We start from the raw sequence: 14,599 nt of genomic DNA, 5'->3' as shown, positions 1-14,599 counted from the left end.
ACCACCGAAGCAAGCCCAGCGGTGAGTGCAGCCCTAAACAATCCGTCAATGGATCACCAGGTTGTGGAACCTGCGCCTGGTAGTCTTTCGTTCAGTCGATTTCCTCAAACACCAATGCTGGCGTCGCCATCACGCGGGCAGTGTGGTTCAAGTCGTCCACTAGGCGGTTGGCGAAATAGCTGTTTTGCGTGTCGGGCTCCAGTGCCGCGACAGCGAGGTTTGCAAGGGGCTGATTCAGAGGAATGTAATAGCTCTGCGCAGGAACATCCATCGCTGCGCGCACCGGGTTGACCTTGACTCGGATGATTTCACCGTTTCCAGCGATACCTCCACGCACATCGCGCCGTTCGCTCACTTCACGGGCAGTTTCTTCGTATTTTTCAACTAAAAGTGAGCCAGCCTCTGCCACGCGCATGACCTGAATGCCCAGAAGCTTGAAGCGTTCTACTGCAGAAGTCGCACTGGCGTCGAGCCAGTACCCACAAGGCCGAGCTCTGGCTTGAAGGGTTCGCAGCGTCAGCGATGAGTTCCAATCGACGCGTGTAGTTCGGTCTTCGCCCGACGTGGGATCCAGAAAGGTGAGATCTCGTTGAGTGGGTGTTGCCGCCGCATTCACGATGATTTGGTCGCGGCAGGCTTGGGCAGATGTGTCTTTGACGACAAAGGAGCGAACCTGCTCCAAGGGTCCCACTTTTTCTGAAGCACTGCGCAGAGCACTTGTCATGGCCACGACCTGGGCGTGCACACGTCTTTGGGCATGCAGGCGACCGATGCCTACTCCCCGCGTTTCTACCAGCAGGCTGACGGTATTTTTCAGACCATGCACATTGCGCCCGGTATCTGGCTGGGTACCACCCATGGAGATGGATTTATCGTCCCGGTTGGTGGAGGTTGTGTAGTACCACTCACTGCTCAGGCCCTGGTCCTTCAATGCAGCAACCATGGGGCCATGAAACCACTCCAGCGAGGCCTTGGTCAGGAATTTTGGATAGTTGGCTGTGGTGGTGTGCTGCAGGAGTGCGTCGTACTTCTGGATGCCGTTGAATTTTTCAAGGAATCGGCCGACCACTGTGTATTCATGCGAGTCGATGACCAGTATGGGGCGATAGTCGCGTACCAGACGCGCAATGGCTCTGGCTTCTGGTGTGTGCAAGAGCAGATGGTCTCTGTTCATGTCGATCCCATTGGCGGTGACGCGCGTGCCCGCTTCACTTCCGTCAGGGTTGGCTCGTGGCACAACAATCACATTGATTTTGTCCAGCAGTGTTTCCATCAGACCGCCTGGTGCCAACTCTCTGGCCAGAACTAGCAGCGCCTCGGCGCTTGCGGGTTCATCACCGTGTTGCTGCCCCACCAGTACCACCGTAGGACGACCGGCGGATTCCAGGACCGCTGGGGTGGGACTTTTGGCTCGCGTCAGCAGCAATCCAAGGATGGGTGTGCCGCGTTGGGAGGTACCTAGATTGATCAGGTGAGGGCGGGCCTCATTGGCTGGGCGCATGCCAGCCAAGTCTTTCAGCCATTGGGCCAATTCGGCATTGGTTGTGAAAGCGCGGCGGTCTTTGCCCAGGCCAGGGGTGCTGTATTGGATGGTCGGTTCAGGAAAACGAGCCGCTACTGCCGCGTTGTACGGCGGCGTCAGCGAATCTTCGTTGCGGCTGACGATGACTGGCGTGGGGGCAACGGGCGTTGCGACTGGCTCTGCGACGCGGGCAGGTGCGCCCAAGGGCTGTGGTGCGGGCTTCGCTGCTGTTCGTGGAAGCGGTGCGGGGGCCTGGGCTTGTGGAGCCGACGAAGGGTTTGCAGGCCAGGGCGGTAGCGGGGTACTGCTGCATGCACCAAGGAGTGTCGCCGCCCCGAGTAGCGCGGCCATGACATTGAGTCGCCTAGCGCTGAGGCGATAGGGAGCCTTGGTGACGGGTTGTTGGTTGAGGGCGGGGGAGGGATCACGCAAGGTCATGGTTCGAGGGCCGTTGTGGGCGCTGGTGTCGTCATGGTTTTGTGGATGTTACCTGTTGGCGCTGGGCGCGCCCTCGCTGCGCGTCTTCACTATCTTGTGCTCCTCCATTCAGCTATGAGCCTCATGGTTTGGATGGCTTCATTTGATTGCTGTGGAACGAAGGCAGGCTCTGAGTGCACTGGTGTGAAAGCCTCTCCCAATGTAACTGCGCCCAACTCCCACACAAAAATGGGAGCTGGGCGCGTTGATCGGGGGGAGTGGTTAACGATTGAATGAACCGCGAGGGCCGCCAGAGCCACGTGGTCCGTTGCCTCGGCCGCCGCCGCCGCCACCGCCACCACCGTACCCGCCTCCGCCGCTACGGTATCCACCTCCGCCGCCACGGCGACCGCGTTCGGCCATGCTGTCTACGCTGGTACGCATGGGGTCGGGTTGTCCACCCGCGCCGTGGCCTCCATTGCGATGGACGGGGTTGCTATGTCCGAGGTGGGTTCCCAGATGCGCATTGGCCCGTGGAGGCTGTGCATCGTCGTAGCGAGGGGAATTGTCTGGGCGTGGGCCACGGCTGCGTGCAGATGCCGGTTGAGCGTTGCCGCGACCTGCACCACCACCTTGGCCAGCACGGCCTCCGCCTGCGTTCGGGCCTTGGCCGCGTGGGCCGCTGCCATTCCCAGACCGTCCACCGCCGCCATTGCCTTGGCGAGGGCTGCGTTCGCCTTGGCCCTGGGCTGCCTTGTTGGTGCGAATGCGGTCCATCATTTCAGAGCGAGCGGCCTTGGCTGCGGCCTGCATCACTTCGCGGCTCGGTGGCTTGCCTGCACCACCCCAGATCGTCTGGCGGCCCATGGCGATAGGCTCGGCCTTTTCGCCTGGCTCAGGGCCAAAGCCTTCAATGACCTGGACGGGAATTTGCTGCTTGGTAAAGCGCTCGATGTCCATCATGAAGCCTTCCTCGTCCATGCAGACGAGGCTGACTGCTTCGCCAGTGGCGCCCGCCCGGCCCGTGCGGCCGATGCGGTGAACGTAGTCCTCGGACACGTTGGGAATCTCGTAGTTCACGACGTGTGGCAGGTCGTCGATGTCGATCCCGCGGGCAGCAATGTCTGTGGCTACCAGGGCGCGGATCTCGCCACTCTTGAAGCCTGCCAATGCCTGGGTGCGGGCGCTCTGGCTCTTGTTGCCGTGCAGCGCCATCGCGCTCACGCCATTCTTGGTGAGGAACTCAGCCACATTGTTGGCGCCGAATTTGGTGCGGGTGAACACCAGCACCTGGCTCCAGTTGTGCTGCTGGATGATGTGCAACAGCACCTGCTTTTTCTTGCCACGGCCCACGGGGTGAATCACCTGGGTGATGCGCTGCACCGTGGTGTTGCTGGGCGTGACCTGGATGCTTTGGGGGTTCTTGAGCAGCGTGTTGGCCAACTCGCGGATTTCATCGCTGAACGTGGCAGAGAAAAGCAGGCTTTGCTTGTCTTTGGGCACCAAAGCCAGCACCTTCTTGACGTCATGGATGAACCCCATGTCGAGCATGCGGTCCGCTTCGTCCAGCACCAGAATTTCAACCGTGGAAAGATCCAGGAAACCTTGCTGCTGCAGGTCGAGCAAACGCCCGGGTGTGGCAACCAGTACATCCACCCCGCGCTTGATGCGGTCGATCTGCGGGTTCATGCCCACACCACCAAACACCACGGTCGAGTTGATGTCCAGGTATTTTCCGTAATCGCGCACCGACTCTTCGACCTGAGCGGCCAGTTCACGGGTGGGTGTGAGTACCAGCGCACGAATGCCCTTGCCGCCAAATTTGCTCTTGGGGGCTGTGCCCTGGCTCAGGCGATGCAGCATCGGCAGGGTGAACGCAGCCGTCTTGCCGGTGCCGGTCTGCGCCCCGGCCAGAAGGTCATGCCCTTCAAGCACGGCGGGGATTGCCTGCGCCTGAATGGGGGTCGGTGTCTCATAGCCTTGTTCGAGCACAGCCTTCAGGATGGCAGGGGCCAGATTCAGTTCTTCAAATTTCATGTCATTGATTGCACCCGTCCGGGGCGCGGGGTATCGGCCTGTCGTCGCAACCGCGAGAGGGTTGCCGAGCCAGTCTCAGGCAGATGAGGTTCAAAGGTGGGAGCCCGGAAAGAGAGATTCCATCGTCCCCAGCAAACTGCTGATGTGATGAGCAACTGGAGCCCATTACGGCGTCTATTGTCGCATGGGCCGATAATCTCGGTTTGAACGCAGAATTTCTGCCCACTTTCGCAGGTTAGACAAGCAATGGCCCAATACGTTTATTCGATGAATCGCGTCAGCAAGACGGTGCCCCCCAAGCGCCAGATCTTGAAAGACATTTCCCTGAGCTTTTTCCCCGGCGCCAAGATTGGTGTGCTGGGCCTGAACGGCTCGGGCAAGTCAACGCTGCTCAAGATCATGGCCGGCGTGGACAAGGAGATCGAGGGTGAAGCCATCCCGATGCCTGGCATCAAGATTGGCTACCTGCCCCAGGAGCCTCAACTCAATCCAGAGCACACCGTGCGTGAAAGCGTGGAAGAGGCGATGGGCGAGGTCTTTGCTGCCAAGGCCAAGCTCGAAGAGGTGTACGCCGCCTATGCTGAGCCCGATGCTGACTTTGACGCCCTGGCTGCAGAGCAGGCCCGTCTGGAGGCCATCATTGCCACCGCTGGCACAGATTCCGAGCACCAACTGGAAATCGCAGCTGACGCCCTGCGCCTGCCTCCGTGGGACGCCAAGGTGGGCGTGCTCTCCGGCGGTGAAAAGCGTCGCATTGCGCTGTGCCGCCTGTTGCTGTCCAAGCCTGACATGCTGCTGCTGGACGAACCCACCAACCACTTGGACGCTGAGTCGGTGGACTGGCTGGAACAGTTCCTGCACCGCTTCCCCGGCACCGTGGTGGCCATCACCCACGATCGCTACTTCCTGGACAACGCCGCCGAGTGGATTCTGGAACTGGACCGTGGTCACGGCATTCCGTACAAGGGCAACTACAGCACCTGGCTGGACCAGAAGCAGGCCCGTTTGGAGTCTGAACAAAAGGGTGAAGAAGCCCGCGCCAAGGCCCTGAAGAAGGAACTGGAATGGGTGCGCCAGAACGCCAAGGGCCGCCAGGCCAAGAGCAAGGCACGTATTGCCCGCTTCGAGGAATTGAGCGATTTCGAATACCAAAAGCGCAACGAAACGCAGGAAATCTTCATTCCTGTGGCCGACCGCTTGGGCACCCAGGTCATCGAGTTCAAGAACGTTACCAAGTCGTTTGGTGATCGCGTCCTGATCGACAACCTGAGCATGAACATCCCTGCAGGCGCCATCGTCGGCATCATCGGCCCCAACGGTGCCGGTAAATCCACGTTGTTCAAGCTGATTGCAGGCCGTGAGCAGCCTGACGCAGGCGAAGTCATCATTGGCTCTACCGTGAAAATGGCCTACGTAGACCAGTCGCGTGATTCGTTGTCGGACGATAAAACCGTCTGGGAAGACATCTCCGGCGGTCTGGACATCATCAACATCGGCAAGTTCCAGATGGCCAGCCGTGCTTACGCGGGCCGCTTCAACTTCAACGGTGGAGATCAGCAAAAGAAGGTGGGCATGCTCTCCGGTGGTGAGCGCGGTCGTCTGCACTTGGCCAAAACGCTGATCCAGGGCGGCAACGTGCTGCTGCTGGACGAGCCATCGAACGACTTGGACGTGGAAACCCTGCGTGCCCTGGAAGATGCCCTGCTGGAATACGCGGGTACGGTGTTGGTCATCAGCCACGATCGCTGGTTCCTGGACCGCATTGCCACGCACATTCTGGCCGCCGAAGGTGACAGCCAATGGACGTTTTTTGACGGCAATTACCAAGAGTACGAAGCCGACAAGAAAAAGCGCCTGGGCGAAGAAGGTGCGAAGCCCAAGCGCATGCGTTACAAGGCGCTCAAGTAAGCGCCCCAACGCCCGCAGGTCAAGTAGGATTGCATCCGAAAACTTCTCTTTCTTTCACTCACCATGTCCCAGGCAGCGCTCGATCTGAGAACCGTCTTCCGCGCCTGCGTTGTCAGTGCGGTGCGTGAAGGCGAGTCGCTCATGGGCAAACTGGTGGAGGTCACGCGCAATGCGTTGACCCAGGAAGAGTCCTCGGTTCGCAATATCCAGCAGCGCAACAATCTGAGTGATGCGCTGAATGCGCTCAAGCAGCATGAGGCAGCCTTGCTCAAGGGCTACCCCATGGCGCTGCTGGAGATCTTTGCGGAGGGGCCTGCCAACGCCAAGGTTCGCCCGGCAGATGCCTCTGGTATGGACTTCGGCGAGCTATCGCTGATGGACGACAGCGAAGTGCAAGACCAGGTGGAACTGGCTCGCGCGCAACAACTGGCGGCCCATGCGACCGAAGGTGTACTGTCAGAACTCAATACGCTGGTCAGCTCCGCGCAGGGCTTGCGCAGCGTGCAGCCCGAGCGCAACCCCTTGCGTCCCGAAAATTACATCCGTGCATTGCAGCGGGTTGTGTCTGAAACGGGCGCCACGTCTGAGGTGCGCCAGCTCTGGATGCAGCACATGCGAGGCCTTTTGGGCAAGTTGCTGGAGGGTGAGTACCAGCGCATGGCCAAAATGCTGCGTGACCAGGGCGTGCAGCCTGTGGGATACGCGGTGCTGGGCATTCCCGGCGGTGCGGTGGGCCGATCAGGCTACGGCGCTCCCCAGCCTGTGGCCACGGGTTACGGCGGTGGCTATGCCACGGGCTACGGGCACACCAGCGGATACGGTGGGGCTTCCGGGTACAACAACCGTGGCATGGGTGCACCTACCGGGTGGCAGGGCGATTCCCAGCAGTCCCCCTTGGCGGCAGAGGCGGAGGAAGCCATTCTGACCGTGGGCATGCTGCGCCAGATGCTGGCTGGAGCCGACCCGTTCAATCCGCCCGGTTACGGGGATGTTGCCCCCCAGATGATCGCGCAACCAGGCAGTCGCTGGCAGGATGCCCCGGCTGCCGTGCCCAGCGTTCCTGGCCCATTGGGATCTGCTTACGCAGCAATTCCTGCCGTGGCCGTTGACGCCATGGAAGACATGGCCCAGCTGGAACGGCTGGTAAACCGCCTGGCGGGCGGGGCCCAGGCGGCGGCGCCGTTGTCCGCCTGGCGTGCGCCAGTGCAGTTGGCACAACCCATCTACACGGTTCCTTTTGTGGCGCCTACGGAATCCCCTGCGGTGGCGGCCGACGTGGTGGCCAACATGATGGCGACGCTGGCGCAAGACGCGCGGCTGCTGCCACCCATGCAGCTCGCCGTAAAGAAGCTGGAGGAGCCGCTCAAACAATTGGTGCGCTTTGACCCGCGTTTCTTTACGGATGCAGGCCATCCGGCGCGGCGCCTGCTGGATGAGATCACGCAGCGTAGTCTGGCGTTCACTACCGAAGATGCGCCGGGCTTTGCCCAGTTTGTGCGCTTGGTGAATGAAGGCGTGGCCCATTTGGCGGCCAGCCAGATCAAAGACTCCACGCCTTTCGAGACCGTTCTGCGGGCACTGTACTCCGCGTGGGACACCCAGGAGCAGCGCAAGAAGGCCCAGGAAGCGGCAGGGCAGCAGGCACGTCAGCGGGCTGAGCAACGGGCCATGCTGGCTGAACGTGTGGCGGCCGATATTCGCAAGCTGCACGACATAGGCAATGTGCCTGCCGATATTCTGGATTTTGCTGCGGGCCCTTGGGCAGACGTGGTGTCTCTGGCGCAGGTGAGCGCCGAAGGGCAGCAAGATGACCCCTCGGGATACCTGGCGCTGGTGCCATTGCTTCTTTGGAGTGCCCAGCCCGAACTGACCCGGCTGGAGCCGGAGCGCTTGACCCACGCCATCCCTGACATGCTGGCGAAGTTGCGCCAAGGTCTGCGCTCCATTGATTACCCGGCGGACAAGGCCAGCGCTTTCATTGCCAGGCTGGTGGCATTGCACCAGGCGGCCTTTGAAGCTCCCCCAGCGCCTGGCATCTCGATTCCATTGCCACAGGGCGATGCAGTAGCCGAGCCTGGCGACAGCATGGGCTCGGAACTTCCGCCGGAAGAGGACAGCAGCCAGGCGCTGCTGCAGCCCACCGCCAGCCAGGCTGCAGCTTTGGCTGAAGACCCATTTGCCAATTTTGTGGTGGGTGCGTGGGTGGAATTGATCTCCAACCAGCGCCCGGTGCGCACGCAGCTCACCTGGACCAGTCCCAACGGAACGCTGTTCCTTTTCACCTCGCCCGATGGCAGCACGCAGTCGATGACGCGCCGCATGCGCGACAAACTCGCCAGCGAAGGCACGCTGCGCGTGATTCGCTACAAGCCCTCGTCTCGCAGTGCCAATTCGGCACCGGCTGACCTGTCCCGCACTCCCCCCAAGGTTTCCAAAGGCCGCTGATTCAACCGGGCCGCAAGGCACGCCAGTCGCAGGGGGCTTGGAGTCAGGCCAAGCCCTCAGGGCCGCATGAGCTTCTTGCGGATCAGGTGAATGTGGTTGCGCAAGGCGTACAACTCGTCGGCGTATGACAGCGGCACGGTCACCTTTTCAACCTGGGCTTCCAGCGCATCGAGCGCCTGCAGCATTTGCGGGGCCTTGTCTGGCTCAGACTCCACCGTGTCTTCGATCTCGCGCAGGCGGCCGTACCAGCGGAAAATGCGCGAGCGCACCCGGAACTGGTACAGCGGCGGCACGACCCGGGACAGGGGCAGCAGGGCTGCCAGCAAAATCCCCAGCACCAGCCACATCCGCTCGATCAGATTGGCCAGCCAGAACGGCAGGTAGCGCTGCAGCATGGGCACCGGTTCGTTCATGGCCCGCTCGCCCTCTTTGGCGATGGGAAGTTCGCTGTTGCGCATGTTGGGAAACTCACGCGCACGGTTGAACCAGCCCGCGGTGCTGTGCACCTGCTGGGCGCGCTGCGCAAACAGCGTGAGCAAGGCCGGGTGTGTGGATTCCCGCGCCAGCAGCGAGGTGGTGGATGCCACCATGCGCACGTCCCGCGCTGGCACGTTGCTGGCCAGGTCCACCACCCCCCGGGGCAGGGTGACCGGGGAGAGGAAGGGGAACCGCCGCGCGTAGGCCTCGTGCTGGGCAATGTCGAGCAACTGCACGCCGGGGGTTTGCAGCAGCATCTGCACCATCAGCGATTCGGGGGCCGAGGCAAACACCAGTGCGTCCAGCTTGCCCGCTAGGAAGGCGACAGTGGCAGGCGTTTCGTCCAGCCGGGTCATGGTCACGGCACCCGCCTCCAGCCGGTTGGCTTCCAGCAACTGGTTCATGAGCCAAGGTACGCCACTGCCTTCCGAACCCACATTCACCCGCATCCCGCGCAATTGCCGCAGCCCGTCCAGCCGGGGGCGCTCGTGCATGCGCTGGGCGGCTTCGGTGCGGTAGAACACCCACACCGGCTCCACAAATAGGCTGCCCAGTGACACCAGGTTTTCCGGGTCGTCCGGCAGCAGCTCGGCCGTGCCGCCTTGCACAAATGCCAGGTCTGCCTGGCCATCTCGCAGCAACTGCAGATTGGCCGACGAGCCATCGCTGGGCAGCAACCGCACTTCGATGCCCTCGGCCGCCAGCGCTTTCTGGTAGCGCTTGCCAAATTCTTCGTAGGCGCTTTGGGCCGGGCCGGTGGCCAGCGTGACCGATTTGGGCGGGGTGGGGTTGAGCCACCAATAGGCCAGCACCAACAGGCCCACCGCCAGGAAGGCCAGGGGCCCAGCAGACAGGACCAGATCACGAAACGACAGCAACGCAGAGCGCAGTGCCTTGGACATGCGGGGGGACATAACGGGGGGCACCCATGGAAAAAAGAAAGCAGGCGGTGCACCGGCTGGTGCCCGCCGCAGAATCAGCTGCGCAAGTCTGCCATGGCTGGCAGGTACAGGCCGTCTGCGGTGGTGACAGAACGTGCCGCCTGCACTGCCCGGACGGTGGCGCGTGCGGTGGCTTCGGCCGCCATGGTGGCCAGCACCATCATGCCCAGACTTTTGCCCGCACGGCCCGTGCCCAGGCTGAACAGGGTGTCGCCGTCCGACATGGTGTGCACGGGGTTGATGCTGCGTGCCAGCCCGTCGTGCGCGGCAATGGCCAGACGGTGCGCCTGCACTTTGGTCAGGATGGCATCGGTGGCCACGACGCCGATGGTGGTGTTGGTGCCCGCCAGCAAGGGCTGGGGTGGCTGGCCGCGCAGCAGGGCGCGGCGCGTGTCGCGCATTCCCTGGCCATCGTCGGTGCGTGCGCCGGCCATCACATGGCCGGTGTCGGGGTCGATCACATCGCCCAGGGCGTTGCAGGCGATCAAGGCTCCCACCGTGACCCCGTCCACCGTGATGGACGCAGTGCCCACGCCGCCCTTCATGGCGTGCTGGATGCCAAAGACCTTGCCCACCACGGCACCTGCCCCAGCGCCCACATTGCCTTCGGTGGGGTCGGCGCCAGACGCTGCGGCGCACGCGGCGTAGCCCGCTGCGGCATCGGGGCGAATGCGCATGTCGCCCACCAGCAGGTCAAACAGCACCGCCGCAGGCACGATGGGCAGGCGGCCCACGGCCACATCCAGGCCCACACCGCGCTCTTCCAGCCAGCGCACCGCACCCGTGGCGGCTTCCAGGCCCCAGGCGCTGCCGCCAGCGAGCATGATGGCGTGCACCTTGTCCACCAGGTTGGAGGGGTGCAGCAGGTCGGTTTCGCGTGTGCCGGGAGCGGCGCCGCGCACGTCCACCCCGGCCACAGCGCCCTCGCGCGCCATGACCACGGTGCAGCCGGTGGGCCGGCGGGTGTCGGTGAAATGGCCGACTTCAATGCCAGCCACGCGGGTGATGCTGCCGGCGTCGCCAGCGGGGAAGGGGGCGTTCATGGGGCCTGATTATGGTGGCCCCGTTTCTACCTGCACCTTACCGCCGCAGCCATTCACTGGGCCTTTTCGATGCGTGTGGCGTAGTAAGCGCCCTTGACCTGCTCTGCCCGAAAGCGCACCTTGTCGCCCGCCTTGAGCGGCGCGAGCAGGGCGGCGTCCTGCACACGGAACACCATGGTCATGGGCGGCATGTTGAGGTTCTTGAGCTCGCCATGGCGCAGCGTGACTTTGAGGGCGGCAACGTCTACCCGGGTGACCTCGCCTTCGCTCAAGTCGGCCTGCTGTGCGTTGGCGGCAGCTGTGTGATGCGCCGCGTGGCTGTCAGAGGCGGGAGCCTGTGCCCATGCGGGGGCGCTGGTGAGCAGGGCTGCGGCAAACAGTGCAAACCACTGCGGGAGGGATTTGGGGAAGGAGGTCATGTGGACGCCTTTTTGTTGTAGCTCTTGAAAACACGGGTGCTGCCGTCGTGCGCCACCAGCAGCACGTCGTAGGGGTCGCGGCGGTCGCCATACACGGCGCCGTCCATGCCGGGCGAGCCTACGGGCATGCCGGGCACGGTAATGCCCAGAGCCTTGGGCTTTTGCTGCAGCAGGGCGCGCACATCGCTGGCGGGCACATGGCCTTCCACCACGTAGCCGCCCACCAGGGCGGTGTGGCACGAGCCCAGCTTTTGCGGCAGGCCCAGCCGTGCGCGCACGGCGTTGTTACCGGTTTCGTGCACGGTCACCTTGAATCCATTGGCCTGCATGTGGTCCACCCAATCCTTGCAGCAGCCGCAGTTGGGGTCTTTCCACACTTCGACCGGTGTGGGGGCAGACCCGGCAGCGCGTGCCAGGGATGGGGCCAGGGCCGCCACCGCGCCTGCGCCGAGCAGCGTCAGCGCGGTGGTCAGCCACTGGCGGCGGCTGAGGGTAGGAGCAGTGCGGGAGGGGGTACTGATGGGTTGCATGAGGATCTCCGGGGGATTATTCAATGGGCGCGGGGCAGCACGGTGATGGTGCCGGTCATGCCCGCCTGGTAGTGGCCCGCGATCAGGCAGGCAAAGTCAAAAGTGCCTGGGCGGTTGAAGTGCCACACGATGTCGCCGCGCTGGCCGGGTTTGACGTGGGCCATGTACGGCTCGTCGTGCTCCATGCCAGGGTGCTTCGCCATCATCTCGGCGTGCTGGTCCAGCTCGGCCTTGGTGCCGATGACGATTTCGTGCATCACCTTGCCCTGGTTCTGGGCCCGCAGGCGCACGGTTTCGCCCTCGCGCACTTCGATATGGCTTGGGGCAAAGCGCATGTCGTCGCCCATGCGCAGGGTGATGGTGCGGGTCACGGCCTTGGCGTCGCCGGCAATGCCCCACGCTTTTTGCTCTTTCACCACGTCCGCTGGTTTGGCGGCATGGGGCATATTTTCATGGCCAAAAGTGGCTGTAGCGCCCATGAATAAAGCGCAGGCAGCTATTAATTTGATAGTTTTCATGGTGTGTTCAGGGTTCAATGTTGGTGGCTGCTGGCAGCGGGCTTGCGGGCGGTGGCCGCGCCGGGCACTGTGCCGGGGGTGTCGGCACGCGCGGGGCGTGGGGTGTGGGCGGGGGCGCCTTGCCATTCGTAGGCCTGTGTGCCTGCGGGCTGGGCGTAGTCGCCGGGGTCGCGGTAGTCGCCCGCCGGCTGGTTGGCGCGCACCTTGAGGGTGGTGAACATGCAGGCAGTCCATCGGCGCAGTGGGGGCGAAATGCGCGGCAGGGCTGGCGCAAAAAGAGGCGATAAATCAGGGGCGCGCATGGCGGTCTCCAGACAACGAACAAAGGCATTGGCGCTGCGAAGCAAGCCCGGCTGGCTGACAGCAGGGCCACGGCAGACGCACTTCGGGCGTCGGAGATCAGGCGATGGGCGGTTTGATCAGCAACGCCGCAGGGGCGTTGTGCAAGGGCGCGGGGGTATGGCGCAGGTGCGCGCCGGGCAGCCGGGGCACATTCGGGGAAACGCCAGGCGCGGCGAGCATGGCTGAATGGCAAATCTCACAGGCCGAGCAGGTGGCGTGCTCGTGCGGGTGGCATTCGGCAGATGCGTCTGCGCAATGGTTGCCCAGGTCTGCAGCGGTGCTGTGGTGGCTGGCGTCGTCGTGGGTCTTGTGCTGAGCAGCTTCGTGCTGGTGCGCTGCGGTGGCTTGCGTCAGCGCCAGGGGCGGTAGCACCCCCGCAGCCATGGCGGTGCCCGTGAGGCCCCGAAGGACCAGCACCACCATGAGGACGAAAAACAGGCCGCGACGCATGCCGGGAATGATACGGCCAGGTGGGCTAAGGTTCCCGCGCTGGGGAATTCAGTGCCTGGCCTTGCAAGGCTGCCAAAGGTTCTTACACCGCCATGTAGCGCCCAGGGCGGTGGTTCATGGCCAGCACCAGGTTCAGCGCCACGGCACCGGCTACCGACCATGCCACGCGCAGGGGCTCCACCGTCCACAGTGCCAGCAGCACGATGGCGCAGTCCAACGCCATCTGCACCTTGCCAGCGCGCCAGCCGTAGCGGTCTTGCAGGTACAGCGCCAGAATGCCCACGCCCCCCAGGCTGCAACGGTGGCGAAACAGCACCAGAAACCCCGTGCCGGTGATGAGCCCGCCCGCCACGGCGGCATACACCGGCTGCAACTGCGCGAACTGCAGGAACTGCGATTGCGCCTCCGTCAGCACCGACAGCAGCAGCACGGCGATGAAGGTTTTGAGCGTGAAGGCCCGGCCCAGCTTGCGCAGCGCCAGCCAGTAAAAGGGCAGGTTCAGCACGAAGAAAATCTTGCCGAAGCCGATGCCCGTGGCGTAGTGCAGCAAGAACGCCAGCCCCGCCGTGCCGCCGGTCAGCAAGCCCGCATTGGTGAAAAACGCCACGCCCACCGAAATCAGCAGCACCCCGGTGAAGATCGCCACGGCGTCTTCAGTGAGGGTGTGGGGCACCGCCACGGGGGGCGGAACAGCGGGGGCGGCGGAGGTGCGGGACATGGCTGAAAGCGGGAAACGAGGGCGGATTGAACCATGCAAGCCCCATGCCTGGGCTTGTGGTGCGTCAAAAAACCAGCAAGCAGGCGCTGTGTGCCACCTGGGCAGCTTGCTGATTCAATGCTTATTTGCTATTGATTTTATAGCTTCTTGCGCTTGTGGTTAAAGCGCCTGCGGCTGATTTTCCTTCGAAGCATGGGCCAGCTCCTGGCGGGCCTGGCGCACCACGCTCCACCCGCCAGAGATGGCCAGGGCCGCCATCACACCGGCCACCACCAGGTCGGGCCAGCTGCGGCCCGTGCCAAACACCCCCAGCGCGGCCAGCATCACGGCCACGTTGCTCAACGCATCGTTGCGGGTGCACAGCCACACGCCGCGCATGTTGGCGTCGCCATCGCGCCAGGCGTACAGCAGCAGGGCCACGCCCACGTTGGCAGCCAGTGCCAGCAGGCCGACCGAGCCCATGGTGAGCGCCTCGGGCGTGATGCCCTGCCATGCGCCCCAGGCCACCCGGCCAATCACAAACACCCCGAAGGCCAGCATGCTGGCGCCTTTGAGCAGCGCTGCCCGGGCGCGCCACTGCAGCGCCATGGCCAGCACTAGGAGCGATACGCCGTAGTTGGCCGCATCGCCGAGAAAATCGATGGCGTCGGCCAGCAGGGAGGCGGAGCCTGAACTCAGCCCCGCGCCCAGCTCCACCACAAACATGGCGGCGTTGACGAGCAGGGCGATCCACAGAATGCGCCGGTAGCGCGGGTCTGCGCTGGCGGTGGGGGTGTGGCAATGGTCGGTGCACTGGGCAGACATGGTGGTCTTTCTGAACAGAGGTTCGGGT

At 63.5% G+C, this 14,599-nt stretch carries 13 protein-coding genes; 2 read left to right on the top strand and 11 right to left on the bottom strand.

The window, feature by feature from the left end:
• Positions 1-91 precede the first annotated feature (91 nt).
• Entirely contained in the window at positions 92-1,960 is a 1,869-nt protein-coding gene (locus BDD18_RS03425; protein ID WP_142081404.1) for a M14 family metallopeptidase, read from the bottom strand.
• Positions 1,961-2,221: 261 nt separating this feature from the next.
• Positions 2,222-3,976 carry a DEAD/DEAH box helicase gene (locus BDD18_RS03420; protein ID WP_142081402.1) on the bottom strand — a complete coding sequence of 585 codons (1,755 nt, stop codon included), beginning with the start codon at positions 3,974-3,976 and terminating at the stop codon, positions 2,222-2,224.
• A gap of 246 nt (positions 3,977-4,222) precedes the next feature.
• Between BDD18_RS03420 and ettA the strand changes: the two genes are divergently transcribed.
• Together ettA and BDD18_RS03410 are read left to right on the top strand one after the other, a co-directional pair.
• Positions 4,223-5,884, top strand: a complete 1,662-nt coding sequence (ettA, locus tag BDD18_RS03415; protein ID WP_044401746.1) for an energy-dependent translational throttle protein EttA — start codon at positions 4,223-4,225, stop codon at positions 5,882-5,884.
• A 63-nt stretch (positions 5,885-5,947) separates the two neighbouring features.
• Positions 5,948-8,329, top strand: a complete 2,382-nt coding sequence (locus tag BDD18_RS03410; protein WP_142081400.1) for a DUF1631 family protein — start codon at positions 5,948-5,950, stop codon at positions 8,327-8,329.
• A 56-nt stretch (positions 8,330-8,385) separates the two neighbouring features.
• On the opposite strand, the gene BDD18_RS03405 is transcribed toward BDD18_RS03410, so the two are convergent.
• The 9 genes from BDD18_RS03405 to BDD18_RS03365 form a co-directional block, all read right to left on the bottom strand.
• Positions 8,386-9,708, bottom strand: coding sequence for a TAXI family TRAP transporter solute-binding subunit (locus tag BDD18_RS03405; RefSeq protein WP_142081398.1), 1,323 nt, complete (start codon positions 9,706-9,708; stop codon positions 8,386-8,388).
• Positions 9,709-9,782: 74 nt separating this feature from the next.
• Positions 9,783-10,790 carry a P1 family peptidase gene (locus BDD18_RS03400; protein WP_142081396.1) on the bottom strand — a complete coding sequence of 336 codons (1,008 nt, stop codon included), beginning with the start codon at positions 10,788-10,790 and terminating at the stop codon, positions 9,783-9,785.
• Between the two features lie 53 nt (positions 10,791-10,843).
• Positions 10,844-11,209, bottom strand: a complete 366-nt coding sequence (locus BDD18_RS03395) for a copper-binding protein (RefSeq protein ID WP_142081394.1) — start codon at positions 11,207-11,209, stop codon at positions 10,844-10,846.
• Positions 11,206-11,739 carry a DUF411 domain-containing protein gene (locus tag BDD18_RS03390; protein WP_142081392.1) on the bottom strand — a complete coding sequence of 178 codons (534 nt, stop codon included), beginning with the start codon at positions 11,737-11,739 and terminating at the stop codon, positions 11,206-11,208. Before BDD18_RS03390 ends, BDD18_RS03395 begins: the two co-directional genes overlap by 4 nt.
• A 20-nt stretch (positions 11,740-11,759) precedes the next feature.
• Positions 11,760-12,257, bottom strand: coding sequence for a cupredoxin domain-containing protein (locus BDD18_RS03385; RefSeq protein WP_142081390.1), 498 nt, complete (start codon positions 12,255-12,257; stop codon positions 11,760-11,762).
• Between the two features lie 14 nt (positions 12,258-12,271).
• Positions 12,272-12,478, bottom strand: coding sequence for a hypothetical protein (locus BDD18_RS03380; protein ID WP_338071779.1), 207 nt, complete (start codon positions 12,476-12,478; stop codon positions 12,272-12,274).
• A gap of 178 nt (positions 12,479-12,656) precedes the next feature.
• Positions 12,657-13,049 (bottom strand): hypothetical protein, encoded by a 393-nt coding sequence (locus BDD18_RS03375; RefSeq protein WP_142081389.1) that lies wholly within the window; start codon positions 13,047-13,049, stop codon positions 12,657-12,659.
• 82 nt (positions 13,050-13,131) lie between these two features.
• A complete protein-coding gene (locus BDD18_RS03370; protein WP_142081386.1) occupies positions 13,132-13,767 on the bottom strand; it encodes a YitT family protein in 636 nt (211 codons plus the stop codon).
• 159 nt (positions 13,768-13,926) lie between these two features.
• Positions 13,927-14,571 carry a cation efflux transmembrane domain-containing protein gene (locus tag BDD18_RS03365; RefSeq protein ID WP_066698503.1) on the bottom strand — a complete coding sequence of 215 codons (645 nt, stop codon included), beginning with the start codon at positions 14,569-14,571 and terminating at the stop codon, positions 13,927-13,929.
• Positions 14,572-14,599 lie beyond the last annotated feature (28 nt).

This window comes from Acidovorax temperans, assembly GCF_006716905.1.
Classification (GTDB): domain Bacteria; phylum Pseudomonadota; class Gammaproteobacteria; order Burkholderiales; family Burkholderiaceae_C; genus Acidovorax; species Acidovorax temperans.
Note: the sequence above shows the minus strand (reverse complement) of the source record. Positions and strands in the feature narration are given on the sequence as shown.

Coding starts and splice junctions, on each gene's coding strand:
- BDD18_RS03425 (WP_142081404.1), bottom strand. CDS start 1,960: ATGACCTTGCGTGATCCCTCCCCCGCCCTCAACCAACAACCCGTCACC.
- BDD18_RS03420 (WP_142081402.1), bottom strand. CDS start 3,976: ATGAAATTTGAAGAACTGAATCTGGCCCCTGCCATCCTGAAGGCTGTG.
- ettA (WP_044401746.1), top strand. CDS start 4,223: ATGGCCCAATACGTTTATTCGATGAATCGCGTCAGCAAGACGGTGCCC.
- BDD18_RS03410 (WP_142081400.1), top strand. CDS start 5,948: ATGTCCCAGGCAGCGCTCGATCTGAGAACCGTCTTCCGCGCCTGCGTT.
- BDD18_RS03405 (WP_142081398.1), bottom strand. CDS start 9,708: ATGTCCAAGGCACTGCGCTCTGCGTTGCTGTCGTTTCGTGATCTGGTC.
- BDD18_RS03400 (WP_142081396.1), bottom strand. CDS start 10,790: ATGAACGCCCCCTTCCCCGCTGGCGACGCCGGCAGCATCACCCGCGTG.
- BDD18_RS03395 (WP_142081394.1), bottom strand. CDS start 11,209: ATGACCTCCTTCCCCAAATCCCTCCCGCAGTGGTTTGCACTGTTTGCC.
- BDD18_RS03390 (WP_142081392.1), bottom strand. CDS start 11,739: ATGCAACCCATCAGTACCCCCTCCCGCACTGCTCCTACCCTCAGCCGC.
- BDD18_RS03385 (WP_142081390.1), bottom strand. CDS start 12,257: ATGAAAACTATCAAATTAATAGCTGCCTGCGCTTTATTCATGGGCGCT.
- BDD18_RS03380 (WP_338071779.1), bottom strand. CDS start 12,478: ATGTTCACCACCCTCAAGGTGCGCGCCAACCAGCCGGCGGGCGACTAC.
- BDD18_RS03375 (WP_142081389.1), bottom strand. CDS start 13,049: ATGCGTCGCGGCCTGTTTTTCGTCCTCATGGTGGTGCTGGTCCTTCGG.
- BDD18_RS03370 (WP_142081386.1), bottom strand. CDS start 13,767: ATGTCCCGCACCTCCGCCGCCCCCGCTGTTCCGCCCCCCGTGGCGGTG.
- BDD18_RS03365 (WP_066698503.1), bottom strand. CDS start 14,571: ATGTCTGCCCAGTGCACCGACCATTGCCACACCCCCACCGCCAGCGCA.